18 protein-coding genes are annotated in these 18673 nt (G+C 65.1%); 6 read left to right on the forward strand and 12 right to left on the reverse strand.

From position 1 onward, the window contains the following. Positions 1-2: 2 nt before the first annotated feature. Entirely contained in the window at positions 3-419 is a 417-nt protein-coding gene (locus ACFWCF_RS21975) for a DUF732 domain-containing protein (protein WP_378565972.1), read from the forward strand. A gap of 1 nt (position 420) precedes the next feature. Here ACFWCF_RS21975 and ACFWCF_RS21980 read toward each other — a convergent pair whose 3' ends face one another. The 3 genes from ACFWCF_RS21980 to uvrB all read right to left on the reverse strand — a co-directional run bounded on the left by ACFWCF_RS21980 (position 421) and on the right by uvrB (position 4148). Next, positions 421-873 carry a universal stress protein gene (locus tag ACFWCF_RS21980; RefSeq protein WP_378565975.1) on the reverse strand — a complete coding sequence of 151 codons (453 nt, stop codon included), beginning with the start codon at positions 871-873 and terminating at the stop codon, positions 421-423. Between the two features lie 159 nt (positions 874-1032). Continuing rightward, on the reverse strand, positions 1033-1905 hold the full coding sequence (locus ACFWCF_RS21985) for a hypothetical protein (protein WP_378565978.1): 873 nt from the start codon (positions 1903-1905) through the stop codon (positions 1033-1035). A gap of 83 nt (positions 1906-1988) precedes the next feature. After that, positions 1989-4148: an excinuclease ABC subunit UvrB gene (gene uvrB, locus ACFWCF_RS21990; protein WP_378565981.1), complete on the reverse strand. Its 2160-nt coding sequence runs from the start codon at positions 4146-4148 to the stop codon at positions 1989-1991. A gap of 73 nt (positions 4149-4221) precedes the next feature. Between uvrB and ACFWCF_RS21995 the strand changes: the two genes are divergently transcribed. The 3 genes from ACFWCF_RS21995 (at position 4222) to ACFWCF_RS22005 (ending at position 7065) form a co-directional block, all read left to right on the forward strand. Continuing rightward, entirely contained in the window at positions 4222-4731 is a 510-nt protein-coding gene (locus ACFWCF_RS21995; RefSeq protein ID WP_378565984.1) for a DUF402 domain-containing protein, read from the forward strand. A gap of 496 nt (positions 4732-5227) precedes the next feature. Then, a complete protein-coding gene (locus ACFWCF_RS22000; protein WP_378565987.1) occupies positions 5228-6937 on the forward strand; it encodes a sodium:solute symporter family protein in 1710 nt (569 codons plus the stop codon). Next, the gene (locus ACFWCF_RS22005) at positions 6934-7065 is read left to right on the forward strand and encodes a putative transporter small subunit (protein ID WP_378565990.1); all 132 of its coding nucleotides are present in this window, start codon (positions 6934-6936) and stop codon (positions 7063-7065) included. The genes ACFWCF_RS22000 and ACFWCF_RS22005 overlap by 4 nt, the downstream gene beginning before the upstream one ends. A gap of 84 nt (positions 7066-7149) precedes the next feature. Here ACFWCF_RS22005 and ACFWCF_RS22010 read toward each other — a convergent pair whose 3' ends face one another. From ACFWCF_RS22010 to coaE, 3 genes are all read right to left on the reverse strand, one after another. Continuing rightward, positions 7150-7830, reverse strand: a complete 681-nt coding sequence (locus ACFWCF_RS22010) for an FMN reductase (protein ID WP_378565993.1) — start codon at positions 7828-7830, stop codon at positions 7150-7152. Beyond that, entirely contained in the window at positions 7827-8966 is a 1140-nt protein-coding gene (locus tag ACFWCF_RS22015) for an LLM class flavin-dependent oxidoreductase (RefSeq protein WP_378565996.1), read from the reverse strand. Before ACFWCF_RS22015 ends, ACFWCF_RS22010 begins: the two co-directional genes overlap by 4 nt. Positions 8967-9072: 106 nt before the next feature. Further along, positions 9073-10290, reverse strand: a complete 1218-nt coding sequence (coaE, locus tag ACFWCF_RS22020; RefSeq protein ID WP_378565999.1) for a dephospho-CoA kinase — start codon at positions 10288-10290, stop codon at positions 9073-9075. Between the two features lie 214 nt (positions 10291-10504). Here coaE and ACFWCF_RS22025 point away from each other — a divergent pair, with 214 nt between their 5' ends. Continuing rightward, positions 10505-10717 (forward strand): hypothetical protein, encoded by a 213-nt coding sequence (locus ACFWCF_RS22025; RefSeq protein ID WP_378566002.1) that lies wholly within the window; start codon positions 10505-10507, stop codon positions 10715-10717. 185 nt (positions 10718-10902) lie between these two features. On the opposite strand, the gene rpsA is transcribed toward ACFWCF_RS22025, so the two are convergent. The 3 genes from rpsA to ACFWCF_RS22040 form a co-directional block, all read right to left on the reverse strand. Beyond that, positions 10903-12381, reverse strand: a complete 1479-nt coding sequence (gene rpsA / locus ACFWCF_RS22030) for a 30S ribosomal protein S1 (RefSeq protein ID WP_378566005.1) — start codon at positions 12379-12381, stop codon at positions 10903-10905. 182 nt (positions 12382-12563) lie between these two features. Beyond that, positions 12564-13229, reverse strand: coding sequence for a DUF305 domain-containing protein (locus ACFWCF_RS22035; RefSeq protein WP_378566008.1), 666 nt, complete (start codon positions 13227-13229; stop codon positions 12564-12566). Positions 13230-13250: 21 nt separating this feature from the next. Further along, on the reverse strand, positions 13251-14819 hold the full coding sequence (locus ACFWCF_RS22040) for an LVIVD repeat-containing protein (RefSeq protein WP_378566011.1): 1569 nt from the start codon (positions 14817-14819) through the stop codon (positions 13251-13253). 140 nt (positions 14820-14959) lie between these two features. Between ACFWCF_RS22040 and ACFWCF_RS22045 the strand changes: the two genes are divergently transcribed. Further along, positions 14960-15871, forward strand: coding sequence for a class I SAM-dependent methyltransferase (locus ACFWCF_RS22045; RefSeq protein ID WP_378566014.1), 912 nt, complete (start codon positions 14960-14962; stop codon positions 15869-15871). Here ACFWCF_RS22045 and ACFWCF_RS22050 read toward each other — a convergent pair. Genes ACFWCF_RS22050 through ACFWCF_RS22060 form a run of 3 tightly spaced genes read right to left on the reverse strand, consistent with a single transcriptional unit; the run spans position 15816 to position 18454 of the window. After that, on the reverse strand, positions 15816-16571 hold the full coding sequence (locus tag ACFWCF_RS22050; RefSeq protein ID WP_378566165.1) for an amino acid ABC transporter ATP-binding protein: 756 nt from the start codon (positions 16569-16571) through the stop codon (positions 15816-15818). The genes ACFWCF_RS22045 and ACFWCF_RS22050 overlap by 56 nt on opposite strands. 38 nt (positions 16572-16609) lie before the next feature. Beyond that, on the reverse strand, positions 16610-17587 hold the full coding sequence (locus ACFWCF_RS22055) for an amino acid ABC transporter permease (protein WP_378566017.1): 978 nt from the start codon (positions 17585-17587) through the stop codon (positions 16610-16612). A gap of 12 nt (positions 17588-17599) precedes the next feature. Next, complete coding sequence (locus ACFWCF_RS22060) at positions 17600-18454, reverse strand: ABC transporter substrate-binding protein (protein ID WP_378566168.1); 855 nt, start codon at positions 18452-18454, stop codon at positions 17600-17602. Positions 18455-18673: the final 219 nt, after the last annotated feature.

Below are 18673 nucleotides of genomic sequence, written 5' to 3' on the forward strand. Positions count from 1 at the left end.
CGATGCTGCACCGACGTGGCGGCCGGCGGGTCGCACGCACAGTGGTGCTGCTCGGCGCCGTCTCCACGGCGGTGTCGTGTGCCACCAGCACCACCACCGTAGAGCAGACGATGGTCGCCGCCGCGGCTGCCACGACGGCTCCGCAGCCGGACCGGGAGGCGCCGGTGCTCGATGCTCACGCCCTGCGGTTCAAGAATGCCTTGGCCGACTCGGGGCTGGCGGCAGGTGTGCCGGACGCAACGCTGCTCGCGGTCGCACGGGGTCTGTGCAGCCGGCTGGCGGCCGGTGTTCCGGAGGAGCAGATCGCCGAAGTGGTCCGGCCGATCGCGGCGTACGCCGCGACGGTCTCGGATACGACGATGCCGGGCGACGAAGCCGCCCGGCATTTCCTCGTGATCGCGCGCGAGAACTTCTGCTGAATCAGCGCACCGTGTGCACGATCAGCACATCGGAGGTCGACTTGCGGGCCACATCCGACGGAACCGACCCGAGGAGCCGGCCGGTCAAGGTGTTGAGTCCGCGATTGCCGATCACCACGAGGTCTGCGTCGACCTCGTCGATGAGGGTCAGCAGGGAATCGACGGGCGCACCCACGATGGGGCGTTCGACGATGTCCTTCGCGCCGGCCACAGTCGCTTTCTCCCGTGCGGTGCGGAGGATGTCGTAGGTCGGTGCGGAACCTGTGATCTGGTACGCCTCGTCGCGGAGGACGTCGGCCGCCTGGGCGGTGTCGCGGGCGTCTGCAGGGTAGTACGCGCAGGCGATCACCAGTTTGGCGCCGGCGTCCGCAGCGAGGGCCGCAGCCTTCTCCACGGCACGGTACGACGACTCGGAGCCGTCGGTGCCGACGACAATGGTCCGGTAAGCGGTCATTCAGTCCTCCATCGATGATGTGTCGGCGCGGTGGCCGATCGGTGGCGACGGATCGAAGCAGGCGATCCCCCACACCTGATGCTGGCAAAGACACTAGCGGTCACGGCGGTACAGGTGGGACGTTTGGGGCACAGACCTCATCGGCCGCCACAGTGTGTGTTACTTCGCGTCACCGAAACGCGGTCCGAACATCCCACCGGGGAGAGGTCCGCCGTCGGCAATCGTGTCGCGCCACGGCACCGCGAGGTCGAGCAACCGCTCGATCGCCTCCTCCCCTGCTGCCGCCCACGGCTCCACCGCGAGGTCGTCGGTGAGATCCTCGACCAGTTCGCGCACTTCGAATCCGTCGCCCGTCAGTTCGCCGGCGCGGTCGATCAGCCCTCGCCCGCGGAGTGAAGCCTCGGCCTCGTCCCATTCACCGTCGGTCCAGCCCCTGCTCGCCTTGGCGAATTCTGCGCTGAACCCGATCCCGCTGGCGGTGTGCGTGATGAGCGCGTCGAGTCCGGTGAGCCCAGCGCCGTGCAGCGCTGCGACGTGGCCGTCACCGCGGTATTCGCGAAGAAGCGTCAGTGCATGCCAGAAAATGAGGTGCGGCGCCTCCGGCCAGGGCTGATCCGCGTATCCGGCGTAGAGGGACCTGCCGTCGACGCCGGGCACAGACCGTGCGATCGACGCGGCGAGTTCCGCGGCCTCGACCATGTCCGGTGAAGTCGTGACATCCGCTCCGAGCCACCGTGTCATCGCCGCGTCCACGCCCCGCACACGTGCCGCGTACACCTGCGACGGCGTGGCGATCTGCCATGCGGCGGGCAACGCAGACTCGATCAGACGTGGTGCAAAGTTGTAGAACGTTGCGGTCGCCACGCTCGGACCCACCGCGCCCATCGGCGCAACCCGCGACGCGACGTATTTCATCGCAGTGCCTTCCAGACCGACCGCTCCCAGTTCGGAATGCACTTCGGGAGCGAAATACGTGAAGGAATGAAGGAGCTCGAGAGCGCGGGCGGCCCGACCGGCGGCAGCGGAATCCATGTCCTGGGACATTACGGCACGTGACGGCGACCTCACGGCACCCGCCTACGGCACGACGGCATCGACTCGATGGCGAGAGCGAACTACTGGAGTCCGGCCGCATCCATTCCGCGGAGTTCCTTCTTGAGGTCCGAGATCTCGTCGCGCAGACGTCCGGCGAGTTCGAACTGCAGGTCGCGGGCCGCCTGCATCATCTGGTCGGTGAGTTGTTGTACGAGGTCGGCGAGTTCGGCGCGGGGCATCGACTTCGTGTCGCGTCCCTCGACGACACCGGAACTGCCGACTCGGCCCGATTCGCCCTGGGCTCGGCGCCCACGGCTCGCGTTACGTCCCGAACCACCGACCTCGATCTTCTCGGAGTCCTCGGCTTCCTCGTAGACCTGGTCGAGGATGTCGGCGATCTTCTTGCGCAACGGCTGTGGGTCGATCCCGCGCTCGACGTTGTATGCGATCTGCTTCTCGCGGCGCCGCTCGGTTTCCTCGATGGCGCGTGCCATCGAGTCGGTGATCTTGTCGGCGTACATGTGGACTTCGCCGGAGACGTTGCGGGCCGCGCGACCGATCGTCTGGATCAGCGACCTGGTCGAGCGCAGGAACCCTTCCTTGTCTGCGTCGAGGATCGCCACGAGCGATACCTCGGGAAGGTCGAGACCCTCACGAAGGAGATTGATACCGACGAGGACGTCGTACTCCCCGAGACGGAGCTGACGCAGCAGTTCGACGCGGCGCAATGTGTCGATGTCCGAGTGCAGATACCTCACCCGCACCCCGAGTTCGAGAAGATAGTCGGTGAGGTCCTCGGACATCTTCTTCGTCAGGGTGGTCACCAGAACACGTTCGTCGCGATCGACGCGCCCACGGATCTCGTGCAGGAGATCGTCGATCTGCCCCTTGGTGGGTTTGACGACAACCTTCGGGTCGACGAGTCCGGTGGGCCGGATGACCTGTTCGACGAACTCACCGCCGGCCTGCCCGAGTTCGTAATCGCCGGGAGTGGCCGACAGGTAGACGGTCTGGCCGATCCGGTCGGAGAATTCCTCCCAGGTCAAGGGACGATTGTCGACGGCCGACGGAAGCCGGAAACCGAATTCGACGAGATTCCGTTTGCGCGACATGTCGCCTTCGTACATCGCGCCGATCTGCGGCACCGTCACGTGTGACTCGTCGATCACGAGCAGGAAGTCTTCCGGGAAGTAGTCGATGAGGGTGGCGGGCGCCGATCCGGCCACGCGACCGTCGATGTGTCGCGAGTAGTTCTCGATGCCCGAGCAGAAACCGACCTGGCGGATCATTTCGAGGTCGTATTGGGTGCGCATACGAAGACGCTGCGCTTCGAGCAGCTTGCCGCGGTTCTCGAGATCGGCGAGGCGTTCCTCGAGTTCCGATTCGATCGAGTGCACGGCGCGTTCCATGCGTTCGGGGCCGGCCACGTAGTGGGTTGCGGGGAAGATCCGCAGCGAGTCGACCTTGCGGATCACGTCGCCGGTGAGGGGATGGAGATAGTAGAGGGCGTCGATCTCATCACCGAAGAACTCGATACGCACGGCGAGTTCCTCGTACGCGGGGATGATGTCGACGGTATCTCCCTTGACGCGGAAGGAACCGCGCGTGAACGCCATGTCGTTGCGGGTGTACTGCACGTCGACCAGTAGACGCAGAAGAGCGTCGCGCGGCACTTCGACGCCGACCTCGAGCTGCACCGAACGGTCGAGATAGGACTGCGGCGTGCCGAGACCGTAGATGCACGAGACCGATGCGACGACCACGACATCGCGCCGCGAGAGCAACGCCGACGTGGCGGAGTGCCGCAGCCGTTCGACATCGTCGTTGATGGACGAGTCCTTCTCGATGTAGGTGTCGGTCTGCGCGATGTACGCCTCGGGTTGGTAGTAGTCGTAGTAGGAGACGAAGTACTCGACCGCGTTGTGGGGAAGCATCTCGCGCAGCTCGTTGGCGAGCTGCGCGGCCAGGGTCTTGTTGGGTGCCATCACCAAGGTGGGACGCTGCACCCGCTCGATCAGCCACGCAGTGGTCGCGGACTTACCGGTGCCGGTGGCGCCGAGCAGCACGACGTCGCGCTCCCCCGCCTCCAATCGACGTTGGAGTGCGTCGATGGCGGCGGGTTGATCGCCCGCGGGTTCGTACTCACTGACGACCTCGAAGCGTGAGTCGGCCCGCTCGATCTCACCGACCGGCCGGAACTCGGAGTGGGCAACAACCGGATGCTCGCTTGCGAACGCCATGGGATCCAGGGTAAGCGGTGCCACCGACATCTCGGCCGCGCCCGCGATGACCGGTCGCGGTAGCGTGCCGTTCATGCCGCACCGTCTTCATCCGATCAAGGTGGAACGATTCGACGTGACCGCCGGAACCAACACCGACCCGAAGGGCGTCGTGCGGCCGGTCGAGACCTTCCGGATGTTCCCGTGGGGCCTGTACATGGGTCGATCCGCGGATCACCCGCATTTCGACTACCTCGAATCGTGGTTGCTGCCGTCGCTGCATCTGCGTGCGTCGATCTTCCACTTCCGCCCGGGGCACGAGCGCGATCAGGACCGGTACGTCGACGTCGGCGTCTTCTGGCGCGACGGCGACGTGTGGCATTCGCGCGACCACTATCTCGATCTGGTGGTCTCCACGGGCCGCGGTACCCGGGTCGAGGACATCGACGAGTTGTTCGCGGCCGTGGCGGCAGGCGTGCTCGACACCGACGATGCCGAGCGAGCCGTGTCGACCGCGCTCACGGCGGTCGACGGAATCGCCTCTCACGGTCACGACCTCGACACCTGGCTCGCATCCGAGGGTTACCCCGTCGAATGGCGCTGAGAATACCTCCGCGAGGATCATCGCGACTCACCGGAATTCCACTCTGCGATATCGCATGAACCACATCGAATAACCGCTGGATATCGCGGATTTCGCGCCGGTAGGTGGTACCCGAGGAAATACTCGTACCCTCGGCATGTTAGTGTTTCGCGGTCGATGAGAATTTGTATTACACATGCAAAAATCTCCGGACGAGCGGCCTGGGACATTGCGAATCGGCAGGAATGAGGAAATCCCTCACTGCCGACAGGTCCGGCGCGCCCGAACATTTTCGTGAACGCGCAGCAACGCCGCTGCGCCCCGTCGACGCACACCCAGAACTGGGCGTTGACCAGCCGGATACGTAGACCCACGTGTCCTGAACGACCCGCTGCCTCACCGCAGTTCGGGTCGCCCGGGCATACCCCCGCCCGCCCAACGGTGGATACAGCCGAAACCGAATTCGAGTCGAGCTGTGCCCGTCGCCGGGAACCACGCGAATACGAAGGAGGTTGCATTGGACAGCACCGAGCTCGTTCAACTCGGCGCAGTGACAGTTGTTCTGTTGCTGGCTTTATTCTATGGTGGAACATTTCTCATTTCAGCCCGGATCGGCAAGAAGAAAGAAAATGCCGACGGGTATATGACCGCAGGCAACAAAATCGGATTCGGCGTCTCGGCAGCAAGTATGACCGCGACGTGGATCTGGGCGTCCTCGCTTTATGCGTCCGCCACCTCGGGCTATACCTACGGAATCTCCGGCCCCATCCACTACGGACTCTGGGGCGCGTTGATGATTCTGTTCATCTACCCGTTCGGCAAGAGGATCCGTGCGGTCGCCCCCAAGGCGCACACACTCGCCGAGGTGATGTACGCACGGCACGGGGCCTCGAGCCAGTTGATGCTCGCCGGCTCGAACGTGGTCGGCAGCGTCATCAGTCTGATGTCGAACTTCATCGCGGGCGGCGTACTGATTTCGATGCTCTCACCGTTCTCGTTCGTGCAAGGCGTGGTGTTCATCGCCGCGGGCGTGCTCCTGTACACACTGTGGTCGGGATTCCGGGCGTCGGTTCTCACCGACTTCGTCCAGGTGGTCGCCATGCTCGGAGCGGTCGTGGTGATCATCCCCGCGGTCTTCTTCATCACCGGGTTCCCCGGCGCCTTCGACACCGGCGCGAGCAACCTCACCGAGCAGCAGAGCAACTTCTTCTCGAGCGACGCGTTCCTCAATCAGGGCGCGCCGTACATTGCAGCGGTGCTGGCCTATGCGATCGGCAACCAGACCATCGCTCAGCGCCTGTTCGCGGTGCGTCAGGATCTGATCAAGCCCACATTCATCACCGCTACCGTCGGGTACGGCGCGACGGTCATCGGCGTCGGGATGTTCGGTGTACTCGCGCTCTACCTCGGGATCGAGCCGATGGACGGGGACGTCAACAACATCGTTCCGCAGATGGTGGCGTCGTACCTGCCTACGGTTCTGGTGGTCCTGTTCTTCGTCATGATCATCGGGGCGCTCTCGTCGACGGCCGACTCCGATCTCGCTGCCCTGTCGTCGATCGTGATGGCCGACATCTACGGCCAGAACATCGCAGGCGGCAAGGAACACGCCGATCCCAAGCGCATGCTGTTCGTGGGCCGAGCCACCATGGTGCTCGCCACCGCGACGGCAGTCGGATTCGCAAGCATGCGCTTGAACATCCTCGACCTATTGGTGTTCGTCGGCGCACTGTGGGGCGCGCTCGTCTTCCCCGTGATCGCCAGTTTCTACTGGGGCAAGGTCACCAACAGAGCCTTCACCACCTCGGTGCTACTCGCGCTTGCCCTGTTCCTGCCGGTGCGGTTCGGATGGATCTCGATGGACGGTGTGGTCGGCTACATCACGGATGTCGTCTCGGTGGTCGGTGTCGGCGTGATCGCCGGGTTGATGGCGTTCGGGTTCTTCGGCCTGCGTGTCGCACGAATCGTCGGTATTCTGGCCGCCCTGGTAGCCGCGCCGTTCGCGATAGGTTTCCTCCACGACTACGCGGTGCTGAGCGCGTCGTTGGTGGCGTACGCGGTCAGTACGGTGGTGTGCTGGGCAATGTCGGTGAGCAAGACCGAGGAATTCGACTTCGATGTGATCGCCGAGCGTGTCGGTGACTTCGACCCGACCGACGGCGATCCAGACAGCGATCCAGGCAGCGATCCAGGCAACAATCCGACTCTGACGAAGGACCACGCATGAGTACCCTTGCCTTGACCATCTACGTGTTGATCTGGCCCGTGCTGGTGGCCGCCGTACTGTTCGTCCTGGGCCGCGGCTTCATCAAGGAGTGGCTCGAAGCCCGCCGACACGGTGAAGACCTGGTCTGACCTCATACTCGGCATCCGCATCGGCCCGCAGCAACGACATATTCGTCGCACTGCGGGCCGATTCGCGTCGCAGTCTGCAGGTCGTCACTGCAGGTGCGACTGGAGCAACGCCTCGAATGCCGACCCGCCAGGCCCCGCCGACACGCCTGGCACGATGTTGCCGGAGGATCGTGGCCTGGTCGAGGGCGTCGGCACGAACCCCTCGACGCCGGCGCCGTCGGCCACCATCAGCGCCGCGAGTTCGTCTGCGGCGCGACGGATACGCCCGGACAGTCCCTCCCCGTCCGGACCCACACCGCCCCCGAAGTCTTCGGTGGCTGCGAAGACTCCTGTGGGCGCCACCACCGCGTTGAGAAACGCGAACAGTGGGCGCATCGCGTGGTCGAGTACCAGTGAGTGCCGTGCCGTGCCCGCCGTAGCGGCGATGATCGTCGGCATGCCGCGGAGGGAGTCGGTGTCGAGTACGTCGAAAAACATCTTGAACAGGCCGCTGTAGCTCGCCGTGAACACGGGAGTCACCGCGATCAGCCCGTCCGCTTGCGACATCCGCTCACGTGCCTCCCTGAGCTCGGGGGTCGGCACATGCGTGGTCATCATGGTCGCGAGATCACCTGCGAGATCGCGGAGTTCGACGACATCGACGTCGACTGCCTCACCGCGCACCCCGATCGCAGCGATCACCGCGTCGGAGATTCGATCGGACAGCAGTCGCGTCGACGACGGTTGCGACAGTCCGCCGGTCACGACGATCAGGCGGCGGCTCATGTCGAGGCCCCCACGGTTTCCGTGTCGATCGAGGCCGGCGCGACCAGACGATGCGGCGAGTCCGGCCCCGCTGCCACCAGCGAGCTGTGGGTCGGCGGATCCGACGGCACATGTACAGGACGGCGACGTTCGAACTCGGTGCGCAACACGGGAACGACCTCGCGGCCGAGGATCTCGATCTGCTCGAGGACGACGTCGAGAGGCAGGCCTGCATGATCCATGAGGAAGAGCTGGCGCTGATAGTCCCCGGCGTAGTCGGCGAACCCGAGAGTCCGCTCGATGACCTGCTCGGGAGTACCGACCGTCAGCGGAGTCATCGACGAGAACTCCTCGAGTGACGGTCCGTGCCCGTACACAGGAGCGTTGTCGAAGTAGGGCCGGAACCTGCGTTTCGCTTCGACTTCGGTGTCGGCCATGAAGACCTGTCCACCGAGGCCGACGATGGCCTGATCGGCGGCGCCGTGCCCGTACTGCTCGAACCGGGTGCGGTAGAGCGTGATCATCTGCTGGATATGTTCCTTGTTCCAGAAGATGTTGTTGTGGAAGAACCCGTCGCCGTAGAAAGCTGCCTGTTCGGCGATCTCCGGTGAGCGGATCGATCCGTGCCAGACGAACGGCGGGGTGCCGTCGAGGGGCATCGGGGTGGAGGTGTAGCCGTGCAGCGGTGTGCGGAACTTGCCTTCCCAGTCGACGACCTTCTCTCGCCACAGTCGTCGCAGCAGGTGATAGTTCTCGATTGCCAGCGGGATGCCCTGTCGGATGTCCTTGCCGAACCACGGGTATACCGGTCCGGTGTTACCGCGTCCCATCATGAGGTCGACGCGTCCGCCGGAGAGGTGTTGCAGCATCGCGAAGTCTTCGGCGATCTTGACCGGGTCGTTGGTCGTGATCAGTGTGGTCGCGGTCGAGAGGATCAGGTTCTCGGTCTTCGCGGCAATCCAGCCGAGCATCGTCGTCGGCGAGGACGGTACGAACGGCGGATTGTGGTGCTCGCCTGTAGCGAAGACGTCGAGGCCGACCTCTTCTGCCTTGAGGGCGATCTTCGTCATGGCGACGATGCGGTCGTGTTCCGTGGGGACCTGTCCCGTCGTGGGGTCGCGGGTCACATCTCCGATGGTGAAAATGCCGAATTGCACGTCCGAACCTCCGTCATGTCGTTGAACAGTCAACTACATCAACGGGTTGCCGCGCTGGGCTATTCCCTACGACTTCGCAGCAGCGTTCACATGGAGCGATGCTCGGTCAGATCGACCACCCGGTGGAACCCGCCCAGTCCCACGCACGGTGGTAGGCCCGATCGAACCACGGTTCCTTGACGTCGCGGTACGACGACGCAGCACGAAGCGGATCGGTCTCGTCTGCGGCAGATCGAACTGCGGCGCGCTTGACCTCCGCGTATTCGTGCACAGCCTCCGCGTCGTCGCGCAACCAGTCGCGCAGCACCAGGGAGAACTGCTGCCCGGGCCAGCCATCGACCCGCAGAGCCACACGTGCGGGCCTGCCGGGATCGGCACTGCCGTGCAGCCTCATCGACCACACAGCGGGATCGGTCTCGCCGCCCGCACCGTAGGACGGCTTCGGAGTGTCGTGGTCGATCTGCTCGATCCGCGGGAACCCCGCCGCTGCGAGCGGCTCGACGAGCGCATCGGCAGCCGCCAGATCTGCGACCGTAACCTGCAGATCCAGCATGTCGACCGCGACGAGTCCCGGGACCGCCGTCGACCCGACATGATCGATGCGCACCGCATGCCCGCCGCAGGCGAGCGCGAGCCGTGCCACGAGACGTTGGGCCTGCTGATCCCACTGCGACTGCGCCGCGACAAGAACCGGCTCGGCGTGCACGACCGTACGGGTGCGCAGGTTCTGCTCGAACGGCACCAGCCGCTCTTCCCACAGTCGGCGAACCACCTCGACGACGGCCTCGGGCTCGCCGGTGTTGTCGAGCCACACGTCGGCAACTTCACGGCGTTGCTCTCCGGTGGCCTGCGCACGGATCCTGGCCTTGGCGTCGGACTCGGGCATTCCTCGCAGGTCCACCAGCCGACGCAGGCGCTCCTGCTCGCCGGCGTGCACGACCGCCACGAGATGGAACGCCGGGGCCATCGAGCCTTCGACGAGCAGCGGAATGTCCTGCACAAGGATCGCATCGTCGGCGGCCGCTTCGACGAGCTCGGCCGTACGACGGCCGACCCGGGGATGGGTGATCGCGTTGAGTACAGCACGCGCGTCATCGTTCGCGAATGCCTTCTCAGCGAGCGTCGGCCGATTCAGCGAGCCATCGGGAAGCAGGATCCCGTCACCGAATGCGTCGACGAGTTCCGCGAGACCCTCCGATCCCGGCGCCACGATCTCCCGGGCTATCACGTCGGCGTCGACGAGAACCGCTCCGAGTTCGACGAGCTCTTTCGCCACGGTCGACTTCCCCGCGCCGATTCCTCCGGTCAACCCCATTCGCAACACGCCGCCCAGTCTTGCATCACCGAAACCGGGGTCGAAACCCGGGCTGCAGCAGTCACGTCACGGTCACGAGAGGATCACAAGCCGATCGCGAGATCCCGGCCATGAGCGAAACACGCCTCTCACCTGCGCCAAATGCGGCACTCGAGCCTTTCCGTCGGTTACCGTCGTTCAGAAGCGTCCGACCACGGAATCCAGTCCACTCGAGAAGGCAAGAATGCGATCCTCCCAATCATCACCCGGTCGGCATCGCCTCGGTATGGAAAACGGTGTTCACTGCATCCTCATCCCCGAGGTGGCCTCCGCGCTCGCGGAGCACCGGCGCACTTGGTTCACGATGCTCCTGAGCAACGCGCGCCACAGCCAGGCCGCCATACGCAAGCGCGCAGCCGCACTGCCGACACAGTGGGCAACTCCCGCTACGAGCTGACCACCCCGGAAAGCGTCCATACCACCGCGGATTCCAGAACACGACACGACCGACGCCCCCTCCCGCCCGGGAGGGGGCGTCGGCATATCGACTGGATCATTCCCCCACAGCCGCCGCCGAGTGATTCCCTGGAATGCGGAAGACCCCGCACCGAAGGTGCGGGGTCTTCCGTGAAAAACACGCTATCAGGCGTTGCCCGACAGCTTCTCGCGCAGTGCAGCGAGCTGCGCGTCGCTGGCGAGCGAGCCCCCACCACCGGTGGTGGAGGCGGTCTCGGTATCGCCCACCTCCGGAGCCGAATCCGAGGAGTAGTTGCTGCTGGACACGCCGGCAGCAGCCTCGGCGGCCTCGTCGGCAGCCATCTTCTCGATCTGAGCGGTGTGCATCTTGTGACGACGCTCGGCCTCCGCGTAGCGGGACTCCCACTCCTCACGCTGCTTCTCGAAGCCCTCGAGCCATTCGTTGGTCTCGGGATCGAAGCCCTCGGGGAAGATGTAGTTGCCCTGCTCGTCGTAGCTGTCGGCCATGCCGTACTTCGACGGATCGAACTCTGCGGTGTAGTCCTCGTTCGCCTGCTTCAGCGACAGCGAGATACGACGACGCTCGAGGTCGATGTCGATGACCTTGACCATCGCGTCGTCGCCGACTGCGACAACCTGGTCCGGGACCTCCACGTGGCGCTCGGCCAGCTCGGAGATGTGCACGAGGCCTTCGATTCCCTCTTCGACGCGCACGAATGCACCGAACGGAACCAGCTTGGTGACCTTGCCCGGGACGATCTGGCCGATCGCGTGGGTGCGGGCGAACTGACGCCACGGGTCTTCCTGCGTCGCCTTGAGCGACAGGGAGACACGCTCGCGGTCGAGATCGACGTCGAGAACCTCGACAGTGACCTCGGTACCGACCTCGACAACCTCGGACGGGTGGTCGATGTGCTTCCAGGACAGCTCGGAAACGTGCACGAGGCCGTCGACACCGCCGAGATCGACGAAGGCGCCGAAGTTGACGATGGAGGACACGACGCCCTTGCGGACCTGGCCCTTCTGGAGCTGGTGCAGGAACTCGCTGCGGACCTCGGACTGGGTCTGCTCGAGCCATGCGCGGCGCGACAGGACCACGTTGTTGCGGTTCTTGTCGAGCTCGATGATCTTGGCCTCGATCTCCTTGCCGACGTACGGCTGGAGGTCGCGGACGCGACGCATCTCGACGAGCGACGCGGGCAGGAAGCCACGCAGGCCGATGTCGAGGATCAGGCCGCCCTTGACGACCTCGATGACGGTGCCCTTGACGGCCTCGTCCTTCTCCTTGAGCTCCTCGATCGTGCCCCAGGCGCGCTCGTACTGCGCACGCTTCTTGGACAGGATCAGCCGGCCTTCCTTGTCCTCCTTGGTGAGGACCAGGGCCTCGACCTCGTCGCCCACCGACACGACCTCATTGGGGTCGACATCGTGCTTGATCGAGAGCTCGCGGGACGGGATGACGCCTTCGGTCTTGTAACCGATGTCGAGCAGCACCTCATCGCGATCGACCTTGACGATGGTGCCTTCGACGATGTCGCCATCGTTGAAGTACTTGATCGTGGCGTCGATGGCGGCGAGGAAATCCTCGGCGGAGCCGATGTCGTTGACGGCTACCTGCGGCGAGGTGACGGTAGTGGAGGCCATGTGTTTGAGTTGCTCCGGACGGGTTGATAGTCGGTTGATTAACGCTTTCGGGCAGGCGGACCGGCGCTGACGTGCACATCGCGCGCGTTCCACCACGAGCACCCTTGTGCAGACCGGTGAAGGGCAGAACTCGGGACACTCGCGTGCCCTAGGCTACGCGGTCCGATGTGGCCCCGGCAAACTCACCCGGCAGGAACGGCATCGCGTTCGGCGAGCATCAGCGTCATCAGCCCGGATTCTTTGCTCTGCTCCTGCAGCATCGCGCGGGCAATCCGCTTCACGGGACCGTCGTCGAGCAGAAGATCGGCCGCCCGCGCCATGGCTACACCACCATCGTGATGTCGCGTCATCAACTGCAGGAACAGGATCTCCGCGTCGCGTCCGTGTGCCGCCGACAGAGCGTCGAGTTCCGCGGGCGTCGCCATCCCAGGCATTCTCGTGCCGGTCCCGTGATGATCTGCGTCCCCCTGAAGATTTGCGCCGGGGGCGTGTGTGGGGCTGTGCCACCACATCGGGTCCGGGTTGATCGGCGGAGACCCCGTCAGCGTCAGCCAGCCGAGCAGCGTCCCGAGTTCGAGTCGCTGCGCGGCATCGATCCGATCTGCAAGTGCAGCGACGGCCGGGTCGAGACCCGGCGGCAGCCTCACCGTCATCTGCAGTGCCTGTTGGTGATGGGCGGCCATATCCTGAACGAATCCGACCTCGACGTCACTCAACACGGCGACCGAGGCAGCGCTCCCGGGATACTCTTCCGGCAGACCCGCCAGTGGCCGCAACGTCGCACCGGCCCCCAGCAGGAGGAGCGACAGCGCCGCCAGCGCCAGCACTCGGATGGTGATGTTCGACACCTCGGTACCGGACCCTTCCCGTCATGATCCGATCGTCGACCGCTGGTCGGCCGGCGGGGTGTAGACATCTTCGCTCAGACGCAGCGTCATGAATCCGTTGTCCGAACAACTGACCCACAGGTCGTTGCCGCGCCATTCCGGCGGCGAGAAGCACCAGTCCGTGGACAGGTCTCCGGCCACCACCATGCCACTGCGGGGCGACTCCGCCTCCGCGAGGTCGAACTGCCCACCGATCGCGGACTGCAGCACCGCGGGCGCGCTGAGCAGGGGGACACCGATCACAGAGGCGAGAGCGTGTGGCGAGTTGGAGCGCTCGAGATTTCGGGAGGTCATCGCCGGCGGGTTGTAGTAGGCGATCTCCTTCACGTCGAACGGGTCGCCGATATCGAACACCCGGATGCCGGAGGACACCCATCCACAGGCCAGGGCGGTCGGATTCACCGGCCGGTCCACCGAACAGTAGTGCGACTCGTAGGCGAACGCCGAGCCTCCCATCCCGGATGCGACCTGACTGTCGATGTTCTCCGGCAGGTTGATCTCGAGCTTGATCGAATTGACGATCGCCGGGTTCGCTTCGTCTGCGATGTCGATGAGCTTGACACCACCCGAGCCCCCTTCGTCGACCGTGAACAGGTAGGGATGTCCGTCGTAGGTGACGGGAATGCTGTGCTGGGTCGCCCAGCCATCCGTCCATGACATCGAGGCGACCTGCCGCACCTGTGCATCCGCGTCACGGCGTTGCACGGCACTGGTGTCGAGAATCGACAGGCCGCCGAAATTGTTCGACAAGTACAGCCGGTTGCCGTCGGACGAGATCCCGAACCCGTGCCCTGACATGCCCATCCAGCCTTGCCAGATGACTGTCGGGTCGGTGGGATCGGTGAGGTCGACAGCGCTGAGCACCCCTTCTGCGCCGGTGGACCAGTAGGTGAGACCGTCCGGCGAGAACCCCCCTTCGTGTGCGGTGATCGGGAGCGGCATCCGCAGGTCGGTGCCGGCGCCGGGATTGAGCAACCGCGGGTGAGCGCAGTCGGAGATGTCGTACACCGACAACAATCCGGCTCCGAGCAGCGCGGGAACACCCGTGCCCACCAGCAGTTCTCGTTCCGCATGCACTTTGAGACTCTCCCAGGTTCCCGCGAGCATCGCAGGCTCGGTGAGCGTCACGGTCGGTCGCGGATCGGCAGGATCGGAGGCGTCGACCACCTGGACACCGGTTTCCGGTCCGACGAGGCTGCCGGGGAAAAGACTCCCCATGTATGCGCAGTGGTCGTAGCTCGCCGACACGATCCCCGCGCCGTCACCGGCGAACCCACCGATCCGGGTGATGTTGCAGTCGTAGCCCTCGGTGCTGCGCCCGCTGTCGCGGTCGACGGCAGGCACATCGCCTTGCAGTCCGGATTCGGGTCGTGAACCCGGCCCGCAGTCGGCACGAGCCGCCGCGTGTGTCGCGACCTCACCGGTCTCATGGACCACGCCGGACGAATCCTGCGAAGACGGACCCGCTGTCGCGATTCCCACCGGCACCAGCACCACCGCAGCAGCGATGACGGCCGCGCAGCGGACACGAGTCGACACAATCCCCCACATGACATCCCCCCCTCGGCCATGAGGCATCGATGCCCCGGCCCCCGCGGCGAGTATGTTCGATCTCACACTCATACGTCAACGTCTTCCGTTGCGCGTCCCGGCTGTGAATCACCTACACCGCACGTCCTACGCTGTTTCCCATGTCCGACGCGCCCCTGCCGCCCGATCCTCGTCACGCCACCGCCAATGCCCTGCTCGGCACGTCGAAGGCCGGTCGTGCCGGCGTGGGCAGTCGCGACAGTGAACACGCAAGCCGCACCTGGTGGGACGCCGACGCCGGCGACTATCACCTCACCCACGGCGAGTTCCTCGGAGTGGATTCGGCCGCGGGCGAATTCGTATGGTGCCCGGAGGGCCTGCACGAAGGCGACGTCCATCTCCTCGGTGACGTCCGCGGTAAGGACATCCTCGAACTGGGTTGCGGGTCTGCGCCGTGTGCACGCTGGCTCGCCGGAGAGGGTGCCCGAGCCGTCGGGCTCGATCTGTCGATGGGCATGCTCTCGCGGGGCGTCGACGCGATGGACCGGGGTGGACCGCGCGTGCCTCTCGTGCAGGCCGGCGCGGAGAATCTGCCGTTCGCCGACAACAGTTTCGATATCGCGTGCTCGGCATTCGGTGCCGTCCCGTTCGTCGCCGATTCGGCGCAGGTGATGCGTGAGGTCGCGCGGGTGCTGCGTCCCGGTGGACGGTGGGTGTTCTCGGTCAACCACCCGATGCGGTGGATATTCCCCGACGATCCGGGCGAGCGCGGACTGGTCGCGATGTTCCCCTATTTCGACCGCACCCCGTATGTCGAGGTCGACCACGACGGAGTCGCCACCTACGTCGAGCATCACCGCACCATCGGCGATCGGGTCCGGGAACTGGTCGCAGCCGGCTTCGAGGTCTACGACATCGTCGAACCCGACTGGCCCGAGCATCTCGACAGGGAGTGGGGTCAGTGGAGCCCGTTGCGAGGCGAGATCTTCCCTGGCACCGCGATCTTCTGTGCCCGCATCAGCCCCGCACACGGGCGAGAAATTCGCGGGTCCGCTCCTGCTGCGGATTGCTGAGCACATCCCGGGGCGACCCCGCCTCGACGACGACTCCGCCGTCCATGAACACCAGCTGATCGGCGACCTCCCGCGCGAACCCCATCTCGTGGGTGACCACCACCATGGTCATGCCGCCATCGGCGAGGTCGCGCATCACGGAGAGCACCTCCCCCACCAGTTCCGGGTCCAGCGCCGAGGTGGGTTCGTCGAACAGCATGAGCTTCGGTTCCATCGCCAGTGCCCGTGCGATCGCGACACGCTGCTGCTGACCACCCGACAGCTGAGCAGGATACGCGTCGGCCTTGTTGCCCAACCCGACCTTCGACAGCAGGTCGCGTGCCCTCTCGGTGGCCTCGCTGCGACGCATCTTCTTCACCAGGATCGGCGCCTCGATGACGTTGGCGAGCACCGTCCGATGCGGGAACAGGTTGAAGTGCTGGAAGACCATCCCGATGTCGCGGCGCTGTTTCGCGGCCGTGCGCGGATGCAGTTCGTGGAGTTTGCCGCCGCGTTCGGCGTAGCCGACGAGTGTGCCGTCGACATAGAGTCGTCCCGCGTTCACCCGTTCGAGATGGTTGATGCACCGCAGGAACGTCGACTTACCCGAGCCCGACGGGCCGATCAGGCACGTCACCTCCCCGCGCTGCACCTCGAGCGAGATCCCTTTGAGCACTTTGACGGCACCGTAGTTCTTGCACACCCGATCGGCCCGCACCATGGGAGCGTCGTCCGGCTCGGTCATCTGGCCTTGCGCGGTCACTTGCGCTCACCTCCGGGGATGGTCGGGTCTGTCGGCGGCTCCGGTTGGATGACGACGGCCTTGCCCTCGGCGTCCGCGAGTGCCTGGAGCTGGCGTGCGGTCAGGTGCCGGCTCATGCCCTTCGAATAGTGCTTCTCGACGAAATACTGACCGACCATGAGAATGCTCGTGATCGCCAGGTACCAGGTCGCTGCCACGAGGAACAACGGAATCGGCTGAAAGTTGGAGCCCGCGATGTCCCGTGCCCTCGCGTACAACTCGGCGGTGTACGGCACGGCAGCGACCAGCGAGGTGGTCTTGAGCATGCTGATGAGTTCGTTGCCTGTGGGCGGGATGATCACACGCATGGCCTGCGGGAGCACCGTCCGCCGAATCGTCTGCGACCACGACATGCCCAACGCGGTGGAGGCTTCCAGCTGACCTTCGGGCACCGAACCGATTCCGGCGCGGACGATTTCGGCCATGTACGCCGCTTCGTTGAGCGCAAGGCCGATCACGGCGAACAGGAATGCCGCATTGAGCGACTGCAGATCGATGTGGAAGAACTGGTGCACGAAGGGGATTCCGATGTCGAGCTGCTTGTAGATCGACGGGAACAGACCCCACAGCACGAGCTGGACGTATACCGGGGTACCGCGGAAGACCCACAGGTACACCCACGCCACGGATGTGAGCACCGGATTCGACGACAGGCGCATCACGGCGAGGATCACGCCGAGGACGACGGCGATGAGCATGGCGAGCACGGTCAACTGCACCGTGTTCCATGCTGCCTCGGTGATCCGGCGGTCGAACAGGTACTGACCGTAGATGTCCCAGCGGTAGGCCCCGTTGGTTGCTGCCCCCCAGGCGAGCAACACCACCGCGATCACCACGAGGGCTCCCGCGATCCACCTGCCGGGACGACGGAGCGGGACCGCCCGGATCGGTTCCGGTTCGGTTTCGGCCGCACCGGATTGCGTGTGCTGACTCATCGGAACCCTTCCTCAGCTCGTCGCCGCATTGATCTGCGACATGGTGATCGTCCCCTCGGTCACGCCCCAGCGGTCGGCGATCTGCTGGTATGCCCCCGAGTCGATCAGGTGCTGCATCGCCTGTTGCAGGACAGGGCCCATCGGAGCACCCTTCCCGACGACGAATCCGTAGGGCGCCGCGTCGAACAGGGGGCCGGCGGATTCGAGGCGACCCTCACTGCGTTCGATCACGTAGGCGGTCACCGGGGAATCGGCAGACAGCGCGTCGACGCGGCCGAGGATCAAGGCGTTGGCGGCTTCGTCCTGGCTGTCGTACTTGATCTTCTCGATGGGCGGAAGTCCTGCGTCCGTGCAGGCCTGGCTCTTCGCCGGGACCTCTTCGATGTCTTCGATGGTGGTCGTCTGCACGGCCACTCTCAACCCGCAGGCGTTGTCGGGGTCGACCGGTTCGCCGACGCGCTGGGCCCATTGGATGCCTGCGCTGAAGTAGGTGACGAAGTCGACGGACTGTTCACGTTCGAGAGTGTCGGTGAATGACGACGAACCGAGATCGAAGGTTCCGGACTGCACCGCCGGGATGATCCGGTCGAAGTCCGCCTCGTGGAACACCGCCTCGACGCCGAGCACGTCGCCGATCGCCTGCACGAGTTCGACAGCAAATCCGACGATGGTGCCGTCGTCGTCCTTGAACTCGTTGGGGGCATACGGCACGTTCGACCCCACCTTCAATTGCCCTGCCGCGGCGGTTGCGGGTGGGAGTTGCTCGGCGAGTGCGTCGACGCGCTCGGCGTGCACCCGTTCGCCGGGAGGGACGGTGGATTCGGAGTTGATGACGCAGCCGGTCAGGGTTGCGAGGACGAACAGCATTGCGGCGACAGCACCCCCGAGCCGGGTCTGCAGTACACGGGGGTGAGCTGGTCCATCCACAGTCGAACAGTAGACCGGAGGGATCTGCGTGTCTGCAAATCTGTACCGGACGCGGTGTTCGAGTCGACCCGAGATCATGTCGCGGACGACACAGCTGCGACTTCGGGATGGTGAGACGCTCGAGAAGCATGGCTGCGTCTCGTGGGTCGCCGTTGCAGT

Origin of the sequence: Rhodococcus sp. NPDC060090 (assembly GCF_042729855.1) — a bacterium.
Classification (GTDB): domain Bacteria; phylum Actinomycetota; class Actinomycetes; order Mycobacteriales; family Mycobacteriaceae; genus Rhodococcus.